The 23,219-nt window shown below is 39.8% G+C and carries 24 protein-coding genes and 1 pseudogene; 21 read left to right on the forward strand and 4 right to left on the reverse strand.

Translation table 11 applies throughout. The features are described 5' to 3' along the window. Positions 1-21: 21 nt before the first annotated feature. The 11 genes and pseudogenes from ACFQV5_RS02165 to ACFQV5_RS02215 form a co-directional block, all read left to right on the forward strand. Positions 22-720, forward strand: a complete 699-nt coding sequence (locus ACFQV5_RS02165; protein ID WP_379243185.1) for a sensor histidine kinase — start codon at positions 22-24, stop codon at positions 718-720. An 83-nt stretch (positions 721-803) separates the two neighbouring features. Further along, positions 804-1,526 carry an ABC transporter ATP-binding protein gene (locus ACFQV5_RS02170; protein ID WP_483874787.1) on the forward strand — a complete coding sequence of 241 codons (723 nt, stop codon included), beginning with the start codon at positions 804-806 and terminating at the stop codon, positions 1,524-1,526. Further along, on the forward strand, positions 1,523-2,308 hold the full coding sequence (locus ACFQV5_RS02175) for an ABC transporter permease (RefSeq protein ID WP_379243189.1): 786 nt from the start codon (positions 1,523-1,525) through the stop codon (positions 2,306-2,308). The genes ACFQV5_RS02170 and ACFQV5_RS02175 overlap by 4 nt, the downstream gene beginning before the upstream one ends. 158 nt (positions 2,309-2,466) lie before the next feature. Next, positions 2,467-3,063 carry an ABC transporter permease gene (locus ACFQV5_RS02180; RefSeq protein WP_379243191.1) on the forward strand — a complete coding sequence of 199 codons (597 nt, stop codon included), beginning with the start codon at positions 2,467-2,469 and terminating at the stop codon, positions 3,061-3,063. Positions 3,064-3,284: 221 nt separating this feature from the next. Then, entirely contained in the window at positions 3,285-3,956 is a 672-nt protein-coding gene (locus ACFQV5_RS02185) for a response regulator transcription factor (protein ID WP_379243193.1), read from the forward strand. Positions 3,957-4,224: 268 nt separating this feature from the next. Continuing rightward, entirely contained in the window at positions 4,225-5,274 is a 1,050-nt protein-coding gene (locus tag ACFQV5_RS02190) for a siderophore ABC transporter substrate-binding protein (RefSeq protein WP_379243195.1), read from the forward strand. Positions 5,275-5,294: 20 nt separating this feature from the next. Continuing rightward, entirely contained in the window at positions 5,295-6,311 is a 1,017-nt protein-coding gene (locus tag ACFQV5_RS02195; RefSeq protein WP_379243197.1) for an ABC transporter permease, read from the forward strand. Continuing rightward, complete coding sequence (locus ACFQV5_RS02200) at positions 6,308-7,372, forward strand: iron chelate uptake ABC transporter family permease subunit (protein ID WP_379243200.1); 1,065 nt, start codon at positions 6,308-6,310, stop codon at positions 7,370-7,372. Before ACFQV5_RS02195 ends, ACFQV5_RS02200 begins: the two co-directional genes overlap by 4 nt. Continuing rightward, on the forward strand, positions 7,369-8,121 hold the full coding sequence (locus ACFQV5_RS02205; protein WP_379243202.1) for an iron ABC transporter ATP-binding protein: 753 nt from the start codon (positions 7,369-7,371) through the stop codon (positions 8,119-8,121). Before ACFQV5_RS02200 ends, ACFQV5_RS02205 begins: the two co-directional genes overlap by 4 nt. A 110-nt stretch (positions 8,122-8,231) precedes the next feature. Continuing rightward, positions 8,232-9,038: an MBL fold metallo-hydrolase gene (locus ACFQV5_RS02210; RefSeq protein ID WP_379243204.1), complete on the forward strand. Its 807-nt coding sequence runs from the start codon at positions 8,232-8,234 to the stop codon at positions 9,036-9,038. 121 nt (positions 9,039-9,159) lie between these two features. Further along, positions 9,160-9,402, forward strand: a pseudogene (locus ACFQV5_RS02215) (DUF3189 family protein); the annotation flags it as partial. A gap of 125 nt (positions 9,403-9,527) precedes the next feature. Here ACFQV5_RS02215 and nspC read toward each other — a convergent pair. After that, on the reverse strand, positions 9,528-10,655 hold the full coding sequence (gene nspC, locus ACFQV5_RS02220; RefSeq protein WP_379243206.1) for a carboxynorspermidine decarboxylase: 1,128 nt from the start codon (positions 10,653-10,655) through the stop codon (positions 9,528-9,530). 1 nt (position 10,656) lies between these two features. Further along, positions 10,657-11,895 carry a saccharopine dehydrogenase family protein gene (locus tag ACFQV5_RS02225; protein WP_379243208.1) on the reverse strand — a complete coding sequence of 413 codons (1,239 nt, stop codon included), beginning with the start codon at positions 11,893-11,895 and terminating at the stop codon, positions 10,657-10,659. A gap of 755 nt (positions 11,896-12,650) precedes the next feature. Between ACFQV5_RS02225 and rarD the strand changes: the two genes are divergently transcribed. Beyond that, entirely contained in the window at positions 12,651-13,529 is an 879-nt protein-coding gene (gene rarD, locus ACFQV5_RS02230; protein WP_379243211.1) for an EamA family transporter RarD, read from the forward strand. Between the two features lie 107 nt (positions 13,530-13,636). Here the strand turns inward: rarD and ACFQV5_RS02235 are convergent, their stop codons facing one another. After that, complete coding sequence (locus tag ACFQV5_RS02235) at positions 13,637-14,389, reverse strand: polysaccharide deacetylase family protein (protein ID WP_379243213.1); 753 nt, start codon at positions 14,387-14,389, stop codon at positions 13,637-13,639. A gap of 355 nt (positions 14,390-14,744) precedes the next feature. Here ACFQV5_RS02235 and ACFQV5_RS02240 point away from each other — a divergent pair, with 355 nt between their 5' ends. Beyond that, entirely contained in the window at positions 14,745-14,954 is a 210-nt protein-coding gene (locus ACFQV5_RS02240) for a hypothetical protein (protein WP_379243215.1), read from the forward strand. A 202-nt stretch (positions 14,955-15,156) separates the two neighbouring features. Further along, positions 15,157-15,381 carry a hypothetical protein gene (locus ACFQV5_RS02245; RefSeq protein WP_379243217.1) on the forward strand — a complete coding sequence of 75 codons (225 nt, stop codon included), beginning with the start codon at positions 15,157-15,159 and terminating at the stop codon, positions 15,379-15,381. Between the two features lie 135 nt (positions 15,382-15,516). Here ACFQV5_RS02245 and ACFQV5_RS02250 read toward each other — a convergent pair whose 3' ends face one another. Then, positions 15,517-17,643 (reverse strand): alpha/beta hydrolase family protein, encoded by a 2,127-nt coding sequence (locus ACFQV5_RS02250; protein ID WP_379243219.1) that lies wholly within the window; start codon positions 17,641-17,643, stop codon positions 15,517-15,519. 532 nt (positions 17,644-18,175) lie between these two features. On the opposite strand from ACFQV5_RS02250, the gene ACFQV5_RS02255 reads away from it, so the two are divergent. The 7 genes from ACFQV5_RS02255 (at position 18,176) to ACFQV5_RS02285 (ending at position 23,025) form a co-directional block, all read left to right on the forward strand. After that, positions 18,176-18,736 (forward strand): hypothetical protein, encoded by a 561-nt coding sequence (locus tag ACFQV5_RS02255; RefSeq protein ID WP_379243221.1) that lies wholly within the window; start codon positions 18,176-18,178, stop codon positions 18,734-18,736. A gap of 92 nt (positions 18,737-18,828) precedes the next feature. After that, entirely contained in the window at positions 18,829-19,389 is a 561-nt protein-coding gene (locus tag ACFQV5_RS02260; RefSeq protein ID WP_379243385.1) for a GNAT family N-acetyltransferase, read from the forward strand. 208 nt (positions 19,390-19,597) lie between these two features. Continuing rightward, positions 19,598-20,146, forward strand: a complete 549-nt coding sequence (locus tag ACFQV5_RS02265) for a GrpB family protein (protein WP_379243223.1) — start codon at positions 19,598-19,600, stop codon at positions 20,144-20,146. A 64-nt stretch (positions 20,147-20,210) separates the two neighbouring features. Further along, the gene (locus ACFQV5_RS02270; RefSeq protein ID WP_379243225.1) at positions 20,211-20,681 is read left to right on the forward strand and encodes an NUDIX hydrolase; all 471 of its coding nucleotides are present in this window, start codon (positions 20,211-20,213) and stop codon (positions 20,679-20,681) included. 404 nt (positions 20,682-21,085) lie between these two features. After that, positions 21,086-21,862, forward strand: a complete 777-nt coding sequence (locus ACFQV5_RS02275) for a class I SAM-dependent methyltransferase (protein WP_379243227.1) — start codon at positions 21,086-21,088, stop codon at positions 21,860-21,862. Positions 21,863-21,976: 114 nt separating this feature from the next. Continuing rightward, positions 21,977-22,489, forward strand: coding sequence for a DUF6886 family protein (locus ACFQV5_RS02280; protein WP_379243229.1), 513 nt, complete (start codon positions 21,977-21,979; stop codon positions 22,487-22,489). Positions 22,490-22,542: 53 nt separating this feature from the next. Next, positions 22,543-23,025: an NUDIX domain-containing protein gene (locus ACFQV5_RS02285; protein WP_379243231.1), complete on the forward strand. Its 483-nt coding sequence runs from the start codon at positions 22,543-22,545 to the stop codon at positions 23,023-23,025. Positions 23,026-23,219 lie beyond the last annotated feature (194 nt).

Below are 23,219 nucleotides of genomic sequence, written 5' to 3' on the forward strand. Positions count from 1 at the left end.
ATATATATTCAAAGTGATCGTATGGATGAAATAGACCAGTTAGGAAGTTCTTTTAATTGGATGATTCAGCAGCTTGAAGACAGTCGAAAGCGAGAATATGAAGAGGAATTATTACGTCATCGACTCATCGCGAATTTATCTCACGACTTACGAACGCCACTAACTATTTTGAGAGGACATATCACCAGATTAAATAAAGAATCTATGAGTGTAGAAGGGCAAGGCTCATTAACAGAAATGAACCATACGATTACAAGAGTCGGAGATCTAATGGATGATTTACTATCCTATACTTTGCTTACATCAGGGAAACATCCATTTCATCCCATTTCAACAGATATTGGACGTTTAGTAAGAGCATCAGTTGCTGCGTGGTACCCTGCATTTGAAGAAAGAGAAATTCAGCTCGATGTCGATTTACCGGCAGAGGAGACTTTCTATTGGGAAGCAGATCCTAAATGGATGACACGGGTTCTGGATAATTTATTTCAGAATATTCTTCGCCATGCAGCAGAGGGGAAATATGCAAACATTGTGGTTGATGTAGACAAAGAACAGATCATTGTTGCAGACAGAGGACCAGGTATGGATAACTCTTCCTATGAGCGTGGGGCGGGGATTGGTTTATCGACTTCAAATTATATGCTGAAAAAAATGAAGCTGAAAGCTGTCTTTACATCAAATGAAAATGGCACAAGAGTAGCTATTGGTAGAGCTTAACCTAAAGTTAAACCAGATGTAAACGGCATGATAACCGAGATGTAACTTTGCTTCTTTATAATTAGAACCATAACAGAAAGGAAGTGTTATGGTTGCTTACAATTAATAACTTAGTCAAACATCGCGGAAATCAAGAAATCTTATCAGGGATCAGCTTTAAAGCTAGACCTGGTAGAGTAACTGGCTTTTTAGGTCCAAATGGCGCAGGGAAAAGTTCTACACTTCGCATCCTGCTTGGATTAGATCGTGCCACCTCAGGGAGTGCACTCATTAATGGGAAGCCGTTCGTAGAATTACATAATCCTCTAACAACAATAGGTGCTGCACTTGATGGATCTGGAGCTCATCGTATGCGAACAGGACGGGCACATTTGTGTTGGATTGCTCGTGCCGCAGGGCTGCCTCGTTCTCGTGTCGAGGAAGTTCTGGAGATCGTAGGTCTTACGAATGTAGCTGGTAAAAGAGTTGGGAATTATTCCCTTGGTATGGGAAGAAGACTTGGAATGGCAGCCGCACTTCTTGGTGATCCCGAAATATTGGTCTTAGATGAACCCGTAAACGGGCTCGACCCACAAGGAATTCGCTGGATTCGGACATTTTTACGAGAACGTGCTGCGTCTGGTAACACGGTGTTGTTATCCAGTCATCTCATGGGAGAGCTTGCGGAGACTGTTGATGATGTGGTCATTATCAATCATGGAAAAATCGTTGCAGATGGAACATTGGAAGAAGTAATAAGTAATCATTCTTCGCTGGAGGAAGCCTTCTTTGCCCTGACATCTGATCATGCAGGTGACATATTATGAGAGCATTCAAAGCAGAATTATGTAAATTGTTCTCCCTGCCGGGCATTTGGCTTGCCTTTCTTATTGGAGCATTTTTTCCAGCGCTCATTGCTGTCATGGTCAGTTTAGATAACAAAAAGGAGATTATAGCTGGAGTTAGCACAGGGCTATCGGATGTTGGCTATTGGGGACTCGGTTATGGCGTGCAAGGTGTCATTATTCTTGGTGTGCTTGCTGTCAGCAGTGAGTATTTAATAGAGAGCAGTGAGTCTGGTGGAGGGAGGCAGATTACAACAAGTTTAACTGCTGTTTCATCAAGGCTTCATTTTTTACTGGCCAAAGCGGGCGCTGTGGCAGTGATCAGCATACTGCTTTGTATAGTGGCTATTATGACAAGTGTGCTAGCAACGTATCTTATTCTTGGTGAATATACCCCTGTATATGAATGGTCTAGACTTATCGGTGTAGTCTGTTACTGGACATTCACGGCTCTTTTAGCACTTGGGGTTACTTTGCTAACTAAAAATAGCATCATCCCGCTTGCTGTGCTCATGATTAATTCATCCGTTGTATCATTTAGTGTCTTGCTTTATAAGGTTACAAAGTTGGCGCTTTACTTACCAGATCGGGCTGGACTTGAAATGTTAATGTTTCCGAGCGACAAATTTTCAATCCCGTCCACAGACAGTTTATTCGACAGATTTCACACTCCGGTCACAGGAGGTTTAATCATGTTTGCTTGGGTAGTCGCTATTTTCATTGTTGCAGCTATTGTACTCCATAGGAGGGACGTTGCATCATGAGTGTCTCATTTAGAAGAAAGATAACACAAATCCTTGGTGCTGAACTGGATAAATTAGATACGTTACCATGGATATGGCTCACTCTTATGAGTACATTCATTCTTAATTTAGTTTTAGCCGCAGCTTTTACTTCTGTTGGTCTACAAGGAGCAGCAGGAATGCAAAGTATACTGAATATGGGACTTGCTTCTATGAAATATCTTCAAGCAGGTTTCATTATTCTTGGTGTCTTAGGTACTTGTTCGGAGTATACGGGTGGACAGATTCGAATTACTTTAACTACAATGCCTTGGCGTTGGTTTCAGTTAACCATGAAGCACTTAGCATTGGTGATTATAACCTTTCCTATGGCATTTATTATTGTTGCATCAGGCGTGCTATATACTTTTATTATGATGAGAGAAGCAGCTGTAGTGATTGAATTAGACACGATGTTAGAAACATTAGTAGGTGCAACAGGCTATCTAACATTAACCACACTTCTCAGTGCAGCTATAGGCGCATTATTTAGACGAACCACACCTGCTTTAATACTACTGCTTGGTTATTATTACGTTGTCAGTCCATTGTCGAGTAATTATCTATCTAGTATTACTAATTATTTTCCGGATACAGCAGGATATTATATGTATATGCCGCCTTCTCTTGATGAAATAAATGTCCTTACGCCAATGCAAGGGACAGGTATTACCATGTTATGGACACTGATCTTTATTACAGTAGCTATTGTATCTTACCGTAAACGAGATGCCTGAGTTTAGGATCTGCCTTTCTGGAAAAGGATTGGCTTAAACTGATTTATGATGAGTAAAAGCGGAGAACTTTTACTGCTTAGCACAGAAGGGATATCTATGGAGAAGATAATGAAGAAAAATCAAAGTAGAGTAAATGATAAACTATTTACAAGATTTTCATAGATGTTAGAATTATATGTACTTCATAGACTGAGAAAGCAAGAAGTAGGGGTGAGCCATAGGTGAAGCAAGTGTTAGTAATTAAGAATGAACGGTCTTTAGCTAAGAAAATAGTAAGCGGTCTTAAGCAAGAAGGCTATTTCATTCTAACACTTCACAATGAATACCAAGGTTTAAATATAGTATATGAACAAGACTGGGATATTATCGTATTGGATTGGGATTCATTGAGTATGTCTGGACCAGAAATTTGCAGGCAAATACGCGCGGTTAAAACGACACCGATCATCATTGTGACCGACAATGTATCCAGCAAGGATTGCATAGCAGGATTACAAGCAGGAGCAGATGATTATATAAGAAAACCATTTGTGAAAGAAGAATTAGTAGAACGGATTAAAGCTATTCTAAGAAGAACGGATGGTAACCTGCCTAACGAGACTTTTGGGTTCAAAGATCTCTTCGTTGATGCAGCCAGTAATATTGTGACAAAAGGTGGCGAAAATCTCTCGCTCACTAAGCGTGAATCTGATTTGCTTTTATTCTTAATCAAGAATAAAAATAAAATACTGAGCCGTGAAATGCTATTGAACCAGGTTTGGGGATATGACACCGCGGTAAATCCAAATGTAGTAGATTTGTATATTGGGTATCTAAGAAAAAAGCTAAAGTGCGAGGAGAAGGACAAGTATATTCAAACAGTTCATGGCAGGGGCTATTCAATGACTGAATAATAGTAACAGTAAACAATATAAACATAATTGGAAAAACACGAGTAAAACAATTTCAACCTGTTTTACTCGTGTTTTTTGTTCTATTAAATCCGAAATCAAAATTCGACATCCCTCACAAGATTTTCACATAATTAAAGACTATACTAATCAACAGAACGTTCAAATGAAAATGATTATCATTAGCGATTAGGATCGATAGCAATTCCGATCCATCCTAATCAATAGACTTTATCATTTTCAAATAAATTACATAATAAGGGGTAGAAGCATGAAAAAAACTAGGTTTTTAAAGTTAATCGGTATTCTGGCAATTTTGACTTTGATGTTAGTAGCTTGCTCAGATTCAAGTAAGGAAAGTAACGGAAGTAATGATACTAATCAAGAGCAAAAGACTACTGAAACTAAAGGAACTGAAGAGGCTGCTAAGCCTACGACGGTTGAAATCACTGATGCCCATGGAACTGTTACTGTTCCTGTAAACCCTAAGAATGTAGTTTCATTAGATAGTAGAACTTTTGAAACTTTAGCTGATTGGGATATTAAATTAGCCGCTGCACCAAAGGATGTTATGCCTGCGGAATCACCATATGTTAGTGATGAATCTGTTCAAAATATTGGGAATCACCGTGAGCCAAATCTTGAAATTTTAGCAGCTGCAGATCCTGAACTTGTCATTATCGGTCAAAGATTTGCTAAGTATTATGAAGATATAAAAAAATTAGTGCCAAATGCAGCTGTTATTGATCTGAATTTTGATGTCTCTGAGGAAGCAGAAAAACCAGGGGAGAACTTAGTACAAGGATTTAAAGATGCTACAATTACTTTAGGGCAAATATTTGATAAAAATGAAGAAGCTAAACAATTGGTAGCTGATTTCGATAAAGCGATTGAAGATGCGAAGTCTGCCTATAATGGATCAGATACAATTATGGGTGTTGAAGTTTCTGGTGGGAATATTGGCTTTTCAGCTCCTCAATTTGGACGTGTTTGGGGACCTATGTATGAAATTTTCGGATGGAAACCAGCTTTAGAAATTGAAAATGCAACTTCAGATCATAAAGGTGATGATATTTCAGTTGAAGCTATTGCACAAAGTAATCCTGATTGGCTATTCGTACTAGATCGTGATGCTGCAGTATCTTCTACAACTGATGCCGTTCCTGCTCAGGATGTTATTGATAATTCACCTGCTCTTCAAAATGTAACTGCTGTTTCTAAAGGACAGATTGTTTATGCACCAAATGACACTTACACCAATGAATCCATTCAAACGTTTATTGAGATATTTGAAAACCTTGCAAATACTTTAGCTAAGTAGTTTAAAGGAGCATAACCATAGTGTCGAGAAATGTAATTGTTGGGGTTGAGAATAATTCTCAACCCCAGCTTTCTAACCACAATAAGATATGGACCAAACCTTTTATATTTGCGATTATCGTTGTTATTATTTTAGGCATTATCTCACTGTTTACTGGAGTTTATGACATACGCGGACAAGCAGATGGAAGGGATATGTTTTACATCACTCGTGTTCCAAGAACAGCTGCCCTTATGCTTACAGGAGCCGCTATGTCCATGGCAGGACTTGTAATGCAGCTCATTACACAAAATCGCTTAGTTGAACCTACCACAACCGGAACCATTGAATGGGCGGGGTTAGGACTTCTTGTTGTTTACTTATTATTTCCTGCACCAACACTAGTTCTAAGAATGACGGGGGCAATCATGTTCTCTTTTATAGGAACGATGATTTTCTTTTTGTTCTTAAGAAGAGTTAAACTTCGTTCGTCTTTAATTGTTCCGATTATTGGACTGATGCTTGGAGCAGTCATATCTGCAGTTTCCACTTTTATTGGACTCCTCTTTCAAATGACGCAAAATATTGAATCATGGTTTGTAGGTTCTTTTGCAGCAGTTCAAGTTGGAAGATATGAATATCTATGGCTAATTGTTATCGTAACTATTCTTATTTTTATTTTTGCTAACAGATTAACTTTAGCTGGATTAGGGGAAGATGTTGCGACAAGTCTTGGAGTTAATTACAATCGGATCGTTCTATTGGGAACAGGTCTTATTTCTATAGCAGTTGGTATTGTTGCAGCTGTTATTGGAAACTTGCCTTTTCTAGGTTTAATAGTACCTAACATTGTTTCTATGTTTAGGGGAGACGATCTGAGAAGTAATCTGCCTTGGGTATGTGTGTTAGGAATGGGTACGATAACGGTTTGTGACATCATTTCTCGAACAATCATAATGCCTTTTGAAGTACCTGTTTCTTTAATTCTTGGAACAGTAGGGGCAGTCGTATTTATTTCTATTTTATTGAGACAAAGAAAGCCAAGGAGGCTAAGATGAGCGCATTGGAATATAGAATGAATGAAAATGTCGAAATCGATTCTAGCCTCCAAAATAAAAATAGATCAGCTAGAGCTTTTCGTTCTAAGAAAGAAGAAAAACGTTATTGGATTTTGCTGATAACATTGATTGTTTTGGGCATCTTTTCTTCATACGGACTTTTAGTTTATAACAACCCAGTTCCAATAGATTCCCCTTCTTTTATTCCTGTAGTTAAGAGAAGGATCGTAGCTATTATTGCAATGATCATTGCTGCTATTTGTCAGAGTCTGTCGACCGTTGCTTTCCAATCAATTACAAGTAATAGGATCATAACCCCTTCACTTTTAGGTTTTGAATCACTTTATTCAACAATTCATACGAGTACTATATTTTTGTTTGGCGCTGGTGCATTGATCAATTTTACGGGTATTGGGCCTTTTCTATTTCAAGTTGTTATTATGGTCTTGATGAGTTTGATCCTGTACGGATGGTTGCTGTCCGGTAAGTATGGAAATTTGCAACTTATGCTTTTGGTTGGAATTATTATTGGAACTGGGCTGAATTCTGTGTCAACTTTTATGAGAAGACTTCTTGCGCCTTCTGAATTTGATATTTTACAGGCAAAGTTGTTTGGTTCTGTGAATAATGCAGATCCACAATATTTTCCCGTTGTCATTCCGATGGTAATCATTGTGGCATTATTACTTCTTGCTTATTCTAAGAAATTAAATGTTTTATCGCTGGGTAAGGATGTCTCAACTACTTTTGGAGTAAAATATCAATCTAGTATAATTTATACGCTTATATTAGTTGCTATTTTGATGTCAATTTCAACAGCGTTGATTGGACCACTAACATTCTACGGATTTTTAGTTGCAACTTTGACTTATCAAGCAGCGCCAACTTATGATCACAGATATATTTTTCCTATGGCTCTTGCTATAGGATTTTTGATCATAACGAGTGCATACTTTTTTATGTATCATGTATTCCATGCTCAAGGTGTAGTCTCAGTTATTATCGAACTATTTGGTGGAATCATATTCTTAATTGTGATTTTAAGGAAGAGGGCCTTATGATAAAGATTGATAATGTTAGAAAGTTGTATACGGATGAAGTGAAAATAGGACCTTTGAATATTGAAATACCAAAAGCTGGTCTTACTTCTTTAATCGGACCCAATGGTGCTGGAAAGTCTACGACACTTTTGATGATTGGAAGACTTTTGGACATGGATGAAGGCCAAATTCAGGTGGCAAATATGGATGTTTCTGAATCTAAATCTAAAGACTTAGCAAAAATATTAACTATTTTACGACAAGAAAATCATTTTGTAACAAGGCTGACGATTAGACAACTTGTTGGATTTGGACGATTTCCTTATTCAAAGGGAAGATTAACGAAAGAGGACGAGGCTATTATTTCTAAATATATCGATTTTTTAGAATTGACTGATCTAGAGAATAGATATTTAGATGAGCTTTCGGGTGGTCAGAGGCAAAGGGCATATGTAGCCATGGTTTTGTGTCAAGAAACGGAATATGTACTATTAGATGAGCCTCTTAACAATCTTGATGTTGCTCGTTCTGTTCAAATGATGGAGCATTTAAGGCAAGCTGCTAATGAGTTTGGAAGAACCATTCTAACGGTTTTGCATGATATTAATTTTGCAGCCAAATATTCTGATAGAATCTGTGCTATGAAAGATGGTCAAATTGCCGCTTTTGGAACAGTAGAAGAGGTTATGCAACCAGATGTTTTGACAGATATTTTTGAAACAAAAATAGAAATTATTGAAGGGCCATATGGGCCAATTGCTGTTTATTAGTTACAAAGCTGAAAGCCTCGAGAATTTATTCGAGGCTTCTTTTATATAGATTAAATGTTATGTTAGAAGTATATGATAACAACAAGTAAGTGAAAAAAGGGGAGCTCTAATTGAAAGAATATAAAACTCAAGCTATAGCACCAAAAACACAACCATTTAGAAAAGAAGCCTTCGAGAAAATGTATATTATTATCATTCGCTGGTTAGGAAATTCAGGATTATTTATGAATAGTCGCGGAACATGCGTTATGATCGATCCTGTCTTAATCGGTTTTGATATGCCCATGTTAATTGATATGCCTATTTCACCGGACAATGTTCCGTATCTGGATTCAATATTAATTACTCATTGCGATAATGATCATTTTAGTCGTGAGACATGTAAAGCGCTGAATGCGGTATGCGATACTTATCATACTACTAAATATGTTGCCGAATTAATGACTGAAGAACAGATATATGGCGGTTGTGGTCATGATATTTATGGCACATTTCAAATCAATCATATTCATGTTCAATTAACACCCGCCGACCATGCGTGGCAAAATGAGCTGGAGAATCAAAACCGAGTCTTTAAATTTGAAGATTTTTGCGGTTTTTATATAAGTACTCCTGATGGTTCTATATGGGTAGTTGGGGATTCTAGGCTGCTAGATGAACATTTGAAAATGCCAGTACCTGATGCAATACTCTTTGACTTTTCTGATCAATCGTGGCATATAGGGTTGGATAATGCTATCAAACTAGCGAATACCTATCCGGACACTAATCTGATTTTGTCACATTGGGGGAGTGTAGATGCTCCTGATATGGATGCATTTAACGGTGATCCCAAATCACTTGTGGGCCGAGTTGTAAATCCCGAACGCATTCGTGTATTAGCACCAGGCGAATCATTTGAATTGCGGAGAATATGAACGAGAGGCTAAAAAGATGTACCGTCGATTACTGGAATTGTTGTTACTAACAGATAAACAGCTGATTTGAAACTAAATTTATTGACCATAATAGTTATGATAAAAATATAAGGATGATATCATGATTTATATCTATAATGACTATGGTGGGACACATACAACAGCTCTTGCAGCTGCTTATCACTTAAAAGAAATAACCCAGTCAGAACGAAAACTAACTAAAGAAGAAATATTAAACGTTAACTATTTCAATAAATTAACTAAAGATGATGCGGGAAAAATCATTTTCCACGGGATAGATGAACATGGAGATTCAGTATATACAATAGGAAGAAGATCCTCTAATGAGAAAAAAGTTATTATATTAGAGAATGAAGAATTTAAATAATACGAAGCAACCGTTCAAAGGGGAAAGCTCCCGGTCATATCACGGTGAAAATGTAAAAAAAGACTTAACCCTGGATTACAGAGTTGAGTCTTTTTTTATCATTAAGCAAGTCTCATTTTAAAATCCTGATAGCCGAACTCACGCACGATGCGGCAATTACCGTCTTTCTCCCGAACGGCGATTGAGGGCAGCGGCATTCCGTTGAAGGTGTTGGTTTTGACCATGGAGTAGATCGCCATGTCTTCGAATACCAATCTGTCACCGCTCTTCAAGGGTTCATCGAAGGAATAGTCTCCGATAACATCGCCTGTAAGGCAGGTCGGACCGCCAAGCCGATAGGTGTATGGCTTCTCCCCAGGTTCACCCGAATCGACAAGGGGTGGACGATAAGGCATTTCCAGAACGTCCGGCATATGGCAAGTTGCTGACGTGTCCACGATCGCAATCTCGATACCGTTCTTATGGATATCCAGTACGGAAGTTACCATATAGCCCGCATTTAACGCGATTGCTTCTCCGGGTTCAAGGTAGACTTCCAAACCGTATTTATCCTGCATTCGCGTAATGCAAGCTTCGAGTTTTGGGATATCATAGTCATCTCTTGTGATATGGTGACCACCACCAAAATTGATCCATTCTATCTGTGTCAACCATGACCCAAACTTTTCTTCTACTGCATTCAGCGTAGTCTCTAAATCGTCCGAGTTCTGTTGACATAGGGTATGGAAGTGCAGTCCCGTAACGCCTTCTGGCAGTTCCTGCTGGAAATCTTCCCGTTTCACACCAAATCTGGACCCCGGTGAGCAGGGATCATAGATTTCATGTCCCGTTTGCGTTGAACATTCCGGGTTAATGCGAAGACCTACCTTTTTTCCGGCTGCAAGGGCTTTTCCTTTAAACTTTTCCAGCTGAGATAAGGAATTAAAGATGATATGATCGCAAATGGAAACAATTTCATCCATTTCATCTTCACGATAGGCAGGGGCAAAGACGTGAGTTTCTTTGCCCATTTCTTCGTGACCCAGCCTTGCTTCGAATAAACCGCTCGCAGTCGTACCGCTCAAGTATTGTCCAATGAGGGGATACATGGCGGTCATGGAAAAAGCTTTTTGCGCAAGAACAATCTTGGCTCCCGTACGCTGCATAACGTTGTTCAGAATGCGTAAGTTTTTTTCAATGAGTGCTTCATCGACTACGAAACAGGGTGTCGGCAATTCCTCGAACCTCATATTAGCGAACGGGCTCCAACTGTTTAGCTTCCTCAGGCAATGCGTCCACAAGCACCGGATTGAAGTCTTCTACCCATGGAAGTCCCCATTTATTCAGCTCTTCCATGAATGGATCCGGATCGAACTCTTCGATATTGAATACACCCGGTTTATTCCATTTGCCGGTCATGACCATTGCCGCGCCGATCATGGCAGGTACGCCCGTTGTATAGGAGATGGCCTGGGAGCCAACTTCTTTATAGCACTCTTGGTGGTCGCACACATTGTAGACATAGTAAGTCTTGTCTTGGCCGTCTTTTTTCCCTTTAAAGATACAGCCGATGTTCGTCTTACCTACTGTACGAGGTCCAAGGGAAGCAGGGTCCGGGAGCACAGCCTTCAGGAATTGAAGCGGAATGATTTGTTTTCCTTCGTATTCAATAGGTTCGATGGAGGTCATTCCTACGTTTTCAAGCGCTTTTAAGTGCATGAGATAGCTTTGACCGAAAGTCATGAAGAAACGGATGCGTTTCAGTCCAGGCATGTTTTGCGCAAGGGATTCAAGCTCTTCATGATACAGAAGGTACATGTCTTTTTGACCGACTTCTGCGAAGTTATACTCGCGTTTAATTTCCATCGGTTTTGTTTCGATCCATTTTCCATTTTCCCAGTAGCGTCCATTAGCGGACACTTCACGGATATTGATTTCCGGGTTGAAGTTGGTTGCGAAAGGATAACCATGATCCCCGCCGTTGCAATCCAGAATATCGATATATTCGATTTCATCAAAATAGTGTTTCAGTGCATAGGCGGAGAACACACCCGTTACGCCTGGGTCAAATCCGCTTCCTAAAAGAGCCGTAATTCCTGCTTTTTCAAAACGTTCGCGATAATCCCATTGCCATTTGTATTCGAATTTCGCCGTATCTTCCGGCTCATAGTTAGCTGTATCCATGTAGTGCGTTTTGGTGGCCAAACAAGCATCCATGATCGTCAAATCTTGATAAGGCAGAGCGAGGTTCATGACGATATCCGGTTTAACTTCGTTAATGAGAGCGATCAACTCGTCTACGTTGTTGGCATCTACCTGTGCAGTTGTAATCTTAGTATTGCCGCCGTCCAATTTTGCTTTCAGCTCATCACATTTGGACTTCGTACGGCTTGCAATGCAGATTTCTTCGAATACCTCGCTGTTTTGAACACATTTATGTATTGCTACAGATGCTACGCCGCCGGCGCCAATGACTAGTGCTTTTCCCATTTTCCATTCCCCTATTCCAAATTAATTTTGTAAATGTAAAAACGGCAACAAAAAAAGCAAGCGAAACACGCATCACGCGCATCACACTTGCTTCGATATAGTCAAATAATAAGAAAGTCCCAATAAACATGACCAGACAAACCTCATACGTGCTCGTCAGTCAATCACAAAACTCATCGTTCATGGAAAGGCTCTTAATATTCAAATATACGTTGTTAGGATCAGAGTCTATATAGCAAATAATTACTTTTACCACTCTTATTGACCGTTTCACAAGTTGTGTGCATGTGCACTGGTTGTAAAGTAACCAACTTATAAAATTTGAGCTTTTAACTCAATCAATAAGGCAACGAAGTTGCCAATCGGCATTTGACCCGGCTGTCCGTATGGCCTTAACTTCCTTAGGGAAGTGGTCAAAGATTATCTGCTTGGAAAGATCCTAAATAAGAGCTGAATATTCGCTTTCCAAAAATCATGCATCATCATATTAGCAGGCTAAGAGCTATAGAGCAAGAAAAATTTTCAAATACAAGTATATTTTTTTCTCAACGGTAGACATAATCGGTTAAATTCAACTTCCGATTTATTGCTGAACTGTTGTTGTTTCCAAGGGTAACTTTAGGATGACGTAGTATGATGGTATGAACAATTGAGAGCACTTTCAATCGTTTCAAATCTCAAGTATTCCCTTTACTTAAGCGAGGATCGAGGCGTATAATTCGTTCAGGCATCGAATGAGAAGAGGGGAATTAATTATGAATAATGGGTTAGTCAACGCTATTATCGCGTATATCATGTGGGGGGTTCTCCCACTTTATTGGAAGTTGTTTGACGATGTTCCAGCAGGCGAGATTCTATCACATCGGGTTGTTTGGTCGTTCGTCTTTGTGGGTATTATCGTCGCCATCCAGCGCCGCTGGGATGATATGAAGCGGATTGCGACTAGCCGCTCGCTCCTGTTGCCGCTCACCGCCAGTGGACTGCTGATCGCTGCGAATTGGCTCATCTTCATCTGGGCGGTTAACAACGGCCATGTCGTAGAGACAAGTCTTGGCTATTATTTGAACCCGCTATTGAACGTGCTGCTCGCGGTCGTCTTCCTTCATGAGAAACCAAACCGCGGCCAATGGATTGCGATTGCCATTGCTGGTGCTGCGGTACTTATCATCGCCATCGACTACGGGCGGTTCCCGTGGATCGCGATCTCACTAGCCGTGTCGTTTGGTTTGTATGGTCTCGTGAAAAAGAAGATCGTGCAAGACGCTTCTATAGGCTTACTGTCGGAGACGGCTGTAGTCCTGCCATTCGCGCTCGGATACTGGATCTACTTGGCCGCTGTGGGAAAGACTACGGCATGGACGCTGCCTGCACCCATGTTCGTCGAACTACTTCTTTCCGGCGTGGTAACAGCTCTGCCGCTGCTCTTTTTTGCGCGGGCGGCCGCCCGAATGTCGCTGTCCGCACTCGGCTTCGTACAATACATCGGGCCGACGATCATGCTGTTATTAAGCGTGTTTGTGTTCAAGGAATCAGTCTCGCCGGTTCTACTTTTCGGCTTCGCGCTCATCTGGACATCGCTCTTCGTATACGTTGTAGCATCGGTACGAAGCACGAAATTCGCAAAGGCGAGCTGATTAAACGAGTTATTCATCAAGCTAACGGGATACATTAGTTAAAAACAGAAAGGAGCAGTTTGCCATTTGGCAGCTGCTCCATTTTTTATTGAGTAACGGTCAGGATATCAAGGGAATTTTCGAATAAAAGCAGCCAATGACTGATCGCCAGGTATTCGAACGCGATGAAGAGTTAAATATCCCTGTTTCTTCTCGGCGTAGCCCGGTTTTGTCGTTACGGCAAACTCAAATCCAGCACGCTTAACGACCTGAATGACATTCTTATTGAATTTACCGGAAGGATAAGCAAAAGCAATGATGGGATGCCCTAATCCCTTCTCCAACCTTTGTTTAGCTCCCGAAATTTCGTCCACAAGTTGTAACTGGTTGCTTTTTGTCAAATCTACATGATGGCGGGTATGCACACCAATTTCAATGATACCAGATTGTTCCATTTCCTTTGCTTGACTCCAATTCAAGTGATTAGGTGAACCAATATAATCACTGGTGGCGAATATTGTTGCTTTCATTTGAAGCTTTTCTAAGATTGGGTAAGCGACTGTAAAATTATCTAAATAGCCATCATCAAAAGTAATCAAAATCGGTTTGTCCGGGAGCGATTGATCCGTCTTCCAACTCATTAAATCCTTGAACGTGATGGTATTATATCCGGAATTCTTTAAGTGTTCCATCTGTTTATAAAATACTTCTGAGTGCACAGTAAGCGAATTAGATTGATTGTTGCTAATCGAATGGTACATCACGATAGGAATAGATTCTGTGTTGACTGAGACCAATTGAGTTTCTGTAGCAGATTGTTTTTTCTCAATATGTAATTGGAGAGGGAGATTCGCTTCTTGTTCACATCCATTTATAAACATACTAATTAACAAAAGAAAAGTGTGCATAATGTGCAATTTTACTCGACCTCCAAATAAATCTTGTGCATTTCATTCATAGCCGATTAAAGCCAAAGAGCAGGATAGCTGAATAAATTCGTGAATACTCTACATTATGGAGTTTATTACGAAGTTCATGGATTAGACGTTATATGATACATATGGTATGCCCATAATTGTGGGCTGAAATGAGGGGGAAAGTTATGGCTTTTATTTAAAATAGTGTCTACCCGAAATGAAAATGGTTTAAATACAATGAAAGCAATGTAATTATTTGAACTTTCATAAGAGAATTTATTTTTAGTGGTTGTTCATGTTAAGGGAGGTGGAAATAGCTATGCATAAAAAAGATAGGAATATAACAGGTATTATATTGGCCGTAATTTACTGTGTTGTTCTTTATGAGTTTTTAATTGATGCACCCCCTGGTGAAGCACCCAATAATCCGCCCTGGGCATACGCAATGATTCCACTTGGAGCTGTTGTAATCACCACTCTCTTTGATTATGTGATCAAGTTCGATTTCTTCAAAAAAAGGAAAAAATGAAGAGAGGTAGGAGAAATCGTAGAAGAAGAAATTCTTTATTGCATCAAATCATAAGATGGATGTAGGTGAATAAGAGGATGCCGATAACACGGTGATCGGCTTGTTATTGCTGCAGATGGAGCAATTAGCGAGATAGAATAAGGAGTTGAGTTGTTTTCCTCTCATCTCTTTTTGTTATTATTTAGGAGAGGTGAGCTATTAAATGTTATCAGTTGTATTTATTTGTTATTCACTTTTTATAATTGGAGCATATTTTTATCAAATAAAAAAAGGGAAATTTAATTTTAAAGGCAGCAGTACGATTATGCTCATGTTAGTTATTGTACTTAGTTTAGTTGTTGATATATCTATCATTGCAAAAATCATTTGTCTAGGTTTAGTTAGTTTATCTTATCTTTACGGCACATTAAAATACAGAGCAAGTTGATCTAACCACATTAAGCTATCGGGAAACGTTAGCTCATGCATAACATGACGGCAACCGGCCATATCGGTTGCCGTCGTTGTGCTAACGGGAAGGATTCTTTAATTAACTAGTCTATCCGTTGATATAACTACCTGTTTAGAACTTATCGTTATGGATACCGATGTCCTTCATCAAGATGCTGCCTTTTGCCGTTTGGTCAAAAATAAAGCTGATCTTGCTGATCCGCTGCGGCATAAAATTGGAGTTGGCTTCGATAAAGTCGGACACATTGAATGAAAAGTTCTGAAACACCGGCTCCTTGGTCATTTGTAAGAAACCAAACGGTCGCTTGGCTAGGACACCTTCAAACATGGGTAGAAGGGGAGAGACGTGGCTAAGCGGCAATCGGCTAACGTTTCCGTCTTCATCTTCCACGGATACTGTCAAGTCGACCAACGCGTTGGTATCGCCTGTCTTACGATCGGTATCATTGTTAGCTATGGAAAACACGATGCTACTTCCTTCAGATGTATCGATTGCCGAATCGGGCAAAATGACCTTATAGGCAGGAATGGATGGAGCCGCCGTGTTATCCCATTCCAAGGAAACCGCGCTGTATTGGTCATCCGTATGTTCCATTTTCACCTTGTCTTCCTTCCAGACTTTGAGTGACTCGCCTTCCAAACGTCCACCGGGCAACGTCGTAGTCCCAGGATCGTAATCCTCCTCATAGCTGCTGATCATGGTGGTGTTGCCATCCCAATAATTACTGACATACATCGTTTCGGGGAGCCATTCCCTGGCGTATCCAAGATCTTTAAACACCATTCGGTACTGGTCATTGTCCTTTAGCGTGGCTTCCAAAAAGGAAGAGATCAACACTTCCGCCGCGAGAAACTGTTGTTCACCGGGTAGAAGCTCGGCGTTATTAAACAGCATGTTTCCAAATCCTACAGCATCGGTTCTTCCCCATTCCGAGTTAAACTGTCCATGATTCGCCCCATAGATATATACATAAGATTTGAAAAACTTATTGTTCTCCGTGAATTGGGTGCGATAATACTGATTTGCGCCGGCAAAAGAGCTAACGTCCATATCGTGAGAACCGTGTAGGGCCAAATAGTTGATATTCTGGAGTTCAATAGGCTGCCCGCTCGGCTTGTACTGCATGTCAGTACCGGCGATCGAGATAAGGGAACGAATGTTGAAATGGTAGTCAAACTTGATGTTTGCATCCTCAGGGTATGTAGTCAATTCATTATAAGACGCTGCCGTAGTAATGGCTTCGCCTCCTCTGGAATGCCCTATTAGCGCGAGATGTTGCATATCCACTTTTCCATAGAACGGATTTCCTTCAGCGGTGTTCCATTTATCCCACGTCTTCAGATGCTCCAGTAACAACCAACCTCTAGCGCGATTTTCATCTTCCAATCCGTCGAGAACTAACAGATCGTCATACGGAGAACTATTCAGAAAATTCTCATCAATCGAAGCCAAGATATACCCACGACTCGCCAGCAATTTGCCCAAATAGGCATACCCCGGATCGGAAAAATCGGTCGCGAGATGGTTACCATGCACGATTAACACGAGAGGGAAGGGGCCATCGCCCTCAGGATACCAGACCGTGCCGTTTAACGGCATGGCTTCGGGACCAAAGCCGAAAGTGTTTGTTCGCCGAGAACTCCAGTTACCCACAAAGGCCGAGCCGTCAACGGATTCTGTTATCAGTCGTTCTTCGACGCCAAGATCCTTGCGGTACGTTGGATCACTTGAATACGTAATGGTTTGTACACGAAAAGCCCCGGGTTCCGCTGGATTGGCCGTTGATGTTTGGTATTGCTCAGATGTTTTGAAGGCTTGCAGCGGGTAGAGAACCTGAATTTCAGCATGACCGCCGCTCGTGAGCCAGTAACCCAGAACGCAGATCAAAATCAAGACAGCAGTAGCGCCAACGGCTGCCGTTGTTTTCACCCATCTCGTGGCCTCGCGATATGCTCCCTTTATGAAGCGATAAAGCAAGCCTCCAAGCAGTGAAGAAGATAGGATAATGCAAAAAACAACAAACAGTGTCAGCGGCATGGATCCTAAAAAGCTGATCAGCAGCAAACAAAACGATGCAAGCATGAACCACACATAGCGAGAGGGCATTTTTTTCGCCCAATGCAGCAACCCGGCAATGATACCCGTAATAATCAGGATTGCAACTATGGACAGAACGGTTCCTACCAAATAATCCACAATACCCCGTGATCCAAGATAAGAGTATGCTTGCACGAACACTAGACATAACGTTATAAGAGATAACGCAAGAACAGCTCCCTTCCAGCCTGAATCAAGGGAAGAAATGTGTGGTAGAGGAAACTTGGGTATCCTCCTTTTTTTTACTTCTTTTTGAGTATTTGAACTGATTATTTTCATGGAAGTTCCACCTTTCGAATTCTGTTCCAGTACATCGTAAGCACTTCTCCCTGTGAGCACGATGCGTGGTTTGGGGCACGCTTGGATGGCTGTCGACCAAGTTCGCTTACATATTTTATCGCCGTAAAATTCGGTGTTATACGAAGTTTCATATATTCAAAGATCTTTTCGTTAATCTATGAATATCTGATAAGTCGAGTAATCATAAGAAGTATACTACAAACCTGAATCGGTAACATCCGCTCTGAGGCGGACTTCGATCTAAAATACGATATACGATGTTCATAGAATGGTTGTGAATGTATTTGATGGATGAATTTTGAATAAAAGAAGGAAATAGACAATAACTACAGAAGTTGATATTTTCAATTTCAAAAAGAGGAGAATGGTAGATATGTCGAATGAAAAAGAAAAAATGGTTGAGCTAGATGTTGAAAAAATCAATATTGTCGATAAGGAAGGAAATTTACGAATGACTTTATTCAATAGTGATCGTATTCCGGATCCTATAATAGATGGAAAAACTTTAACTAGGTCAGGGATAATTCCAGGGTCCGGAATGTTATTTTATAACCACGATGGTGATGAATGCGGTGGATTAGTCTTTGGCAGCAGAACATACACTTCTGAAGAATTTGACGGGAAATATGCAGGGAAAACGGAATCGATGGCCTCATTGACTTTTGATGGCTATAAGGGCGACCAAGTTATACAAACGTATTTTCACGAGAATACTTTAGGAGACCGTATGTATGGCAATGTTCTTTATGATCGACCAAGTGGAGTGACCAGAGCACGAATGGATCGGTCTCAAGATGGTTCTGTTGGAGTCAAATTAGCTGACAGCAAAGGACAAGAACGTATTCGCTTACTTATAGATGCTAACGATGTTCCAGTACTCGAATTCCTCAATGAAAAAGGAGAAGTGGTTTACAGTCTTCCTCCTAAAGATTAATGGAGTAGGTTAGTATTTATTATAGTTAAAATGTTGAGGTTATTGTACTCACGGGACATGATAACTCAATGAAGATAAATAGAGGTGAGTCTATGAATCCGATCATGATTGATTTTCCGGATGAGTTTTTTACACAGCGTCTACTAATTAGAACGCCTAGACCCGGTGATGGCAAGGTAGTATGTGAAGCTGTAAATGCTTCGATTGAAGAGTTAAAGCCTTGGATGAAATGGGCTCAGGAAAAGCATACCGAGTATAATTCAGAACTTGGGATAAGAGAAGCACATATTAAGTTTCTAAGTAGAGAAAATCTAAGGCTGCTAGTATTTTTGAAGGATACTGAGCAATTTATAGCCTCATCAAGCTTACACAGCATTGACTGGGAAGTTCGGAAGTTTGAGATCGGGTACTGGATTGATACTAGGTATAGTGGGAAGGGCTATATGACTGAAGCTGTACAAGGTATCGTTGATTTTGCTTTTAATCACCTGAATGCAAATCGATTAGAGATACGTTGTGATACTAAAAACACGAAAAGCAAGATGATTCCCGAAAGGTTGAAGTTTGACCTGGAAGGTGTTATTAGGAATGAAGATCTTTCTGTTGATGGAAGCGAATTAAGGAACACGAACATATATGCAAAAGTAAAGTAATCACCCTTGCCTGATACATACATTGGCGATCGGGAAACGTTATTGAATAAAGAAGGGAGGGCAGCCGAACATTGTGATCGGCTGCCCTTGTTCAACTAGAGAGAGGATAGCTTAGTAATTACGCGAATATTCTTTATAAGGAATTATTTGCGAAATTCGTAGATAAGACGTTATGATCCTACACAAAGATAAAACCTTAGGAGGAATCATGGCAGAACCAATAATCGTTGTTCCATACGATGAGAAATGGAAGAATGAATTCATTAGAACTGGAAGTTTACTTAGGCAGGCATTAGGGGACATTGCGATACGAATTGACCATATCGGCTCTACATCGATAGTTGGACTAGCTGCAAAGCCGATCGTCGACATTCAAGTATCGGTAAAAAACCTAGAACCCATGAATTATAAACCTTTAATTGAATCTGTAGGTTACATACATCGAACTGACAATTTGGACAAAACAAAACGCTATTTTCGTGAAAGTGAAGGAATGAAAAGAACACATATTCATGTTCGTGAAATAGGGAGTTGGTCAGAACAATTCGCACTATTATTTAGAGACTTTTTACGTGAGCATAAAGAATATTGCAATGAATATGTTGAAGCGAAGTATTCTTTGATGAAACTTTATAAGCATGCATATGAACTTCATCAATATGTAGAAGGAAAGAACCCGATTATTTGGAAGATAATGAACGAAGCCAGTCAATGGAGTCAAAGAGTTGGATGGAAACCGGGGGAAACAGATATATAGAGGTTGGATTCAAAGAGGGCGTATGCATCAATAACACCATATAAAGAAAGGAATCCTTCTATTCATGAATAATTCTCCCAAGCATACAGTGACCGCTGCTGCGGTTGTGATAAATAATAATAATGAGATTTTATTGATTAATGGACCTAAGCGAGGATGGGAAATTCCAGGTGGTAGAGTTGAAGAGCAAGAATCACTATCCTCTGCAGTAATGCGGGAAACTAAAGAAGAGACGGGAATAGATATAGAAATCATTAAGTTTTGCGGGATATTTCAGAATGTAAAGGAGTCAGTCTTTAATACATTATTTCTAGCAAGCCCCGTTGGAGGAGAGTTTAGAACATCGAATGAAAGTCTGGAGATTGGATATTTTACAATTGAAGAGGCTTTACTTAAGATAACTTGGAAGAGCTTTAAAGAACAAATTGAATATTGTATAAATCATAGAGAACATTTTTTAGTAGAGTTTAATAACCATGATTATAAGAGAAGGACATTTAGTGGGGACATCAAAGAGGACTCTGATTTCTTATAGGTGTTGGGTGTGCTATACATGAAGCACCCGAGCATATTTATAATTACAACGATACAACGGATGATGAATTATCTTTAATGAGTTTAAGAGGTCGATTCCATATCGGAAATCGCCTTTTTTTGTTTTATTCGCACAATTTCGTGTCCTGAGTCAAAGATAGAACTTGTACCGACTGCTGTAAAGGGCAAAATATATCCCAGTTACCGATTAGATATATATTAACTGAAAGTTACTGTTGTCCCAATTTTTAGTATGAAGTAATATGAGATTATCCTTATTGAAAGCGAGTGATTAACATGAGAACCATTAAATCCGTTATAGAAGCAGTTATTTTTGAGGAACGGAAGGGTTAAATGCTTTACCTGATCCTTCCGTACAAATCCGAAAACGGAGGGAAAGTAAATATGTCTTTTAGTGAATATGGTGAACTATGCACGGAGGTTTATGATCTAACCAAGAAAGTTGGGCAATCATTCAGCGGAGATGTTGAATATTATCAAGAGAAACTTAAAGATTGTAAGGGGCGCATTCTGGAGGCGATGGTTGGCTCTGGACGTGTAATCATACCGCTTCTTGAATCTGGCTTGATCGTAGACGGAGTGGACTATTCTCAGATAATGTTAGCCTCATGCCGCAGACGTTGTGATGAACGTGGTCTAACCACTAACTTATATGAGGCCGACTTACAGGAACTTTCTTTACCTAATCTGTATGAGGCTATTATCATCCCAGGAGGCTCATTTTTATTGATTGAACAACGGGAAGAGTCTCTGCGGGTGCTACATCGATTGTATGATCATCTGGAACCAGGCGGCCAGTTGATTCTTGACCTGTTTTTGCCAGATAACAATTGCAACAGTTCTGAGATGGGGCGATGGGGCGGATCGGCAACTTATCATTTGCCTAACGGCGACATCATCACAATGGAAGGAAAATGTGTGGAAGCTGATTTATTTTACAATCAATACCGTATCAGCTACTTGAAGTATGAAAAGTGGCGTGGTGGGGAGTTGATCCAAACGGAATTGCAACGCTTTGCGTTGCGGTGGTACGGAATCGAGGAATTCAAATTTATCTTGGAAAGCATAGGGTTTTCCAATGTCAGTGTTTGTGCTGACTTTGAGGATGGAAAAAAGCCGACACGTGGAGATCAGAAGTTCGTTTATCAAGCCACTAAATAATGATTAACACAAGCTCCTCGTACTGTAAAGTATGAGGAGCTGTTTAAGCTAACAAGAAATGTTAGTTCATATTGTTATAGTACATAACGATAATTGAGATGAGGGGGAGTATACTTGCTTTTTCACTTCAGTGAAGATGATAGTATCAATATTTTTGTACCAAAAGAGAAACAAAATCGTCCGGATTTTCCTGCGGTAGTTTGGGCACTAGATGAAGAGCACGAGTTTTCGTACTATTTCCCTCGAGATTGTCCCCGAATAGTGTGTAGGAAAGATGAGGCAACAACAGACCAACATTTACAACTCTTCTTTAATAATTCAATTGCCAACACCATAGTTACAGTAGAAAGTGACTGGTATACGAGAATAATAAAACAAAGCATATTTAGATATAGCTTTGACGATGAGGGTTTTGAGCTTTTTGATAAAACAGCTGGCTACTACATCTCTCGCCAAATCGTGAAGCCCAAAACAGTTGAAAAATATGAGGATTTGTTGGAGAGATTACTCCTAAAAGGAATTGATATAAGATTCACAACAAATTTATATCCCCTTAGGGAAGCAATATTAGCTTCCGACTTCAAAGGATATGGGATACATAGATTTAATAACGCAAAAAGACTCTAACTAATAAATAGTAAAGACTATTATCCTAGTACTTATTTACGCGGAGGTATCCAATGATTAGGATCACTGCCAAAGCAATTATTGAACAAGATGGTAGGCTACTTTTAATAAAGAAAAAGCTTGATCATGTTGGAGTTTACTATACTTTACCGGGTGGAGGACAAGAGCTAGGTGAAACATTAGATTATACAATCATGCGAGAGTGTAAGGAAGAGCTTAGCATCAATATTAAAATTCTTAAAATCTTGTGTGTTAGAGAGTATATCTCAGCGAATCATGAGTATTCCTTTCTTCAGAAAGAGGTTCATGCTCTTGAGTTTGTCTATCACTGCGCTATCGATGTAGGAAGCCAATTAAGCTCGTTACAAAGCGATGCGGGCCAAATAGGTTTTGAATGGCTGAAAATTTCTGATATCATCAATTCATTAAGTTCAAGAACTAATGATATTAAATTCCCTAAAACCTTAGCGGATTTTTTAGAAGAATATTATATTCATCAATCTATAGAAACATTCTCTAGCTTTAAGTTTCTTTAAAATAATTGAGATGAGCTTATCATCGATCCCCTAATCTCAATGTACTCAAATTTATAAGCGATAGAGTACATTCGGGAATTGTATTCACCCTCTTCTACACATAATGCAGTATAAAAAGACCTGTTCTGACACGCTTCAAGTCTACTATTAAGACTTAAATTGAGTTACAGAACAGGTCTTTTCCCATCTTACTT

This window comes from Paenibacillus sp. GCM10028914 (genome assembly GCF_042666275.1).
GTDB lineage: Bacteria > Bacillota > Bacilli > Paenibacillales > Paenibacillaceae > Paenibacillus_AQ.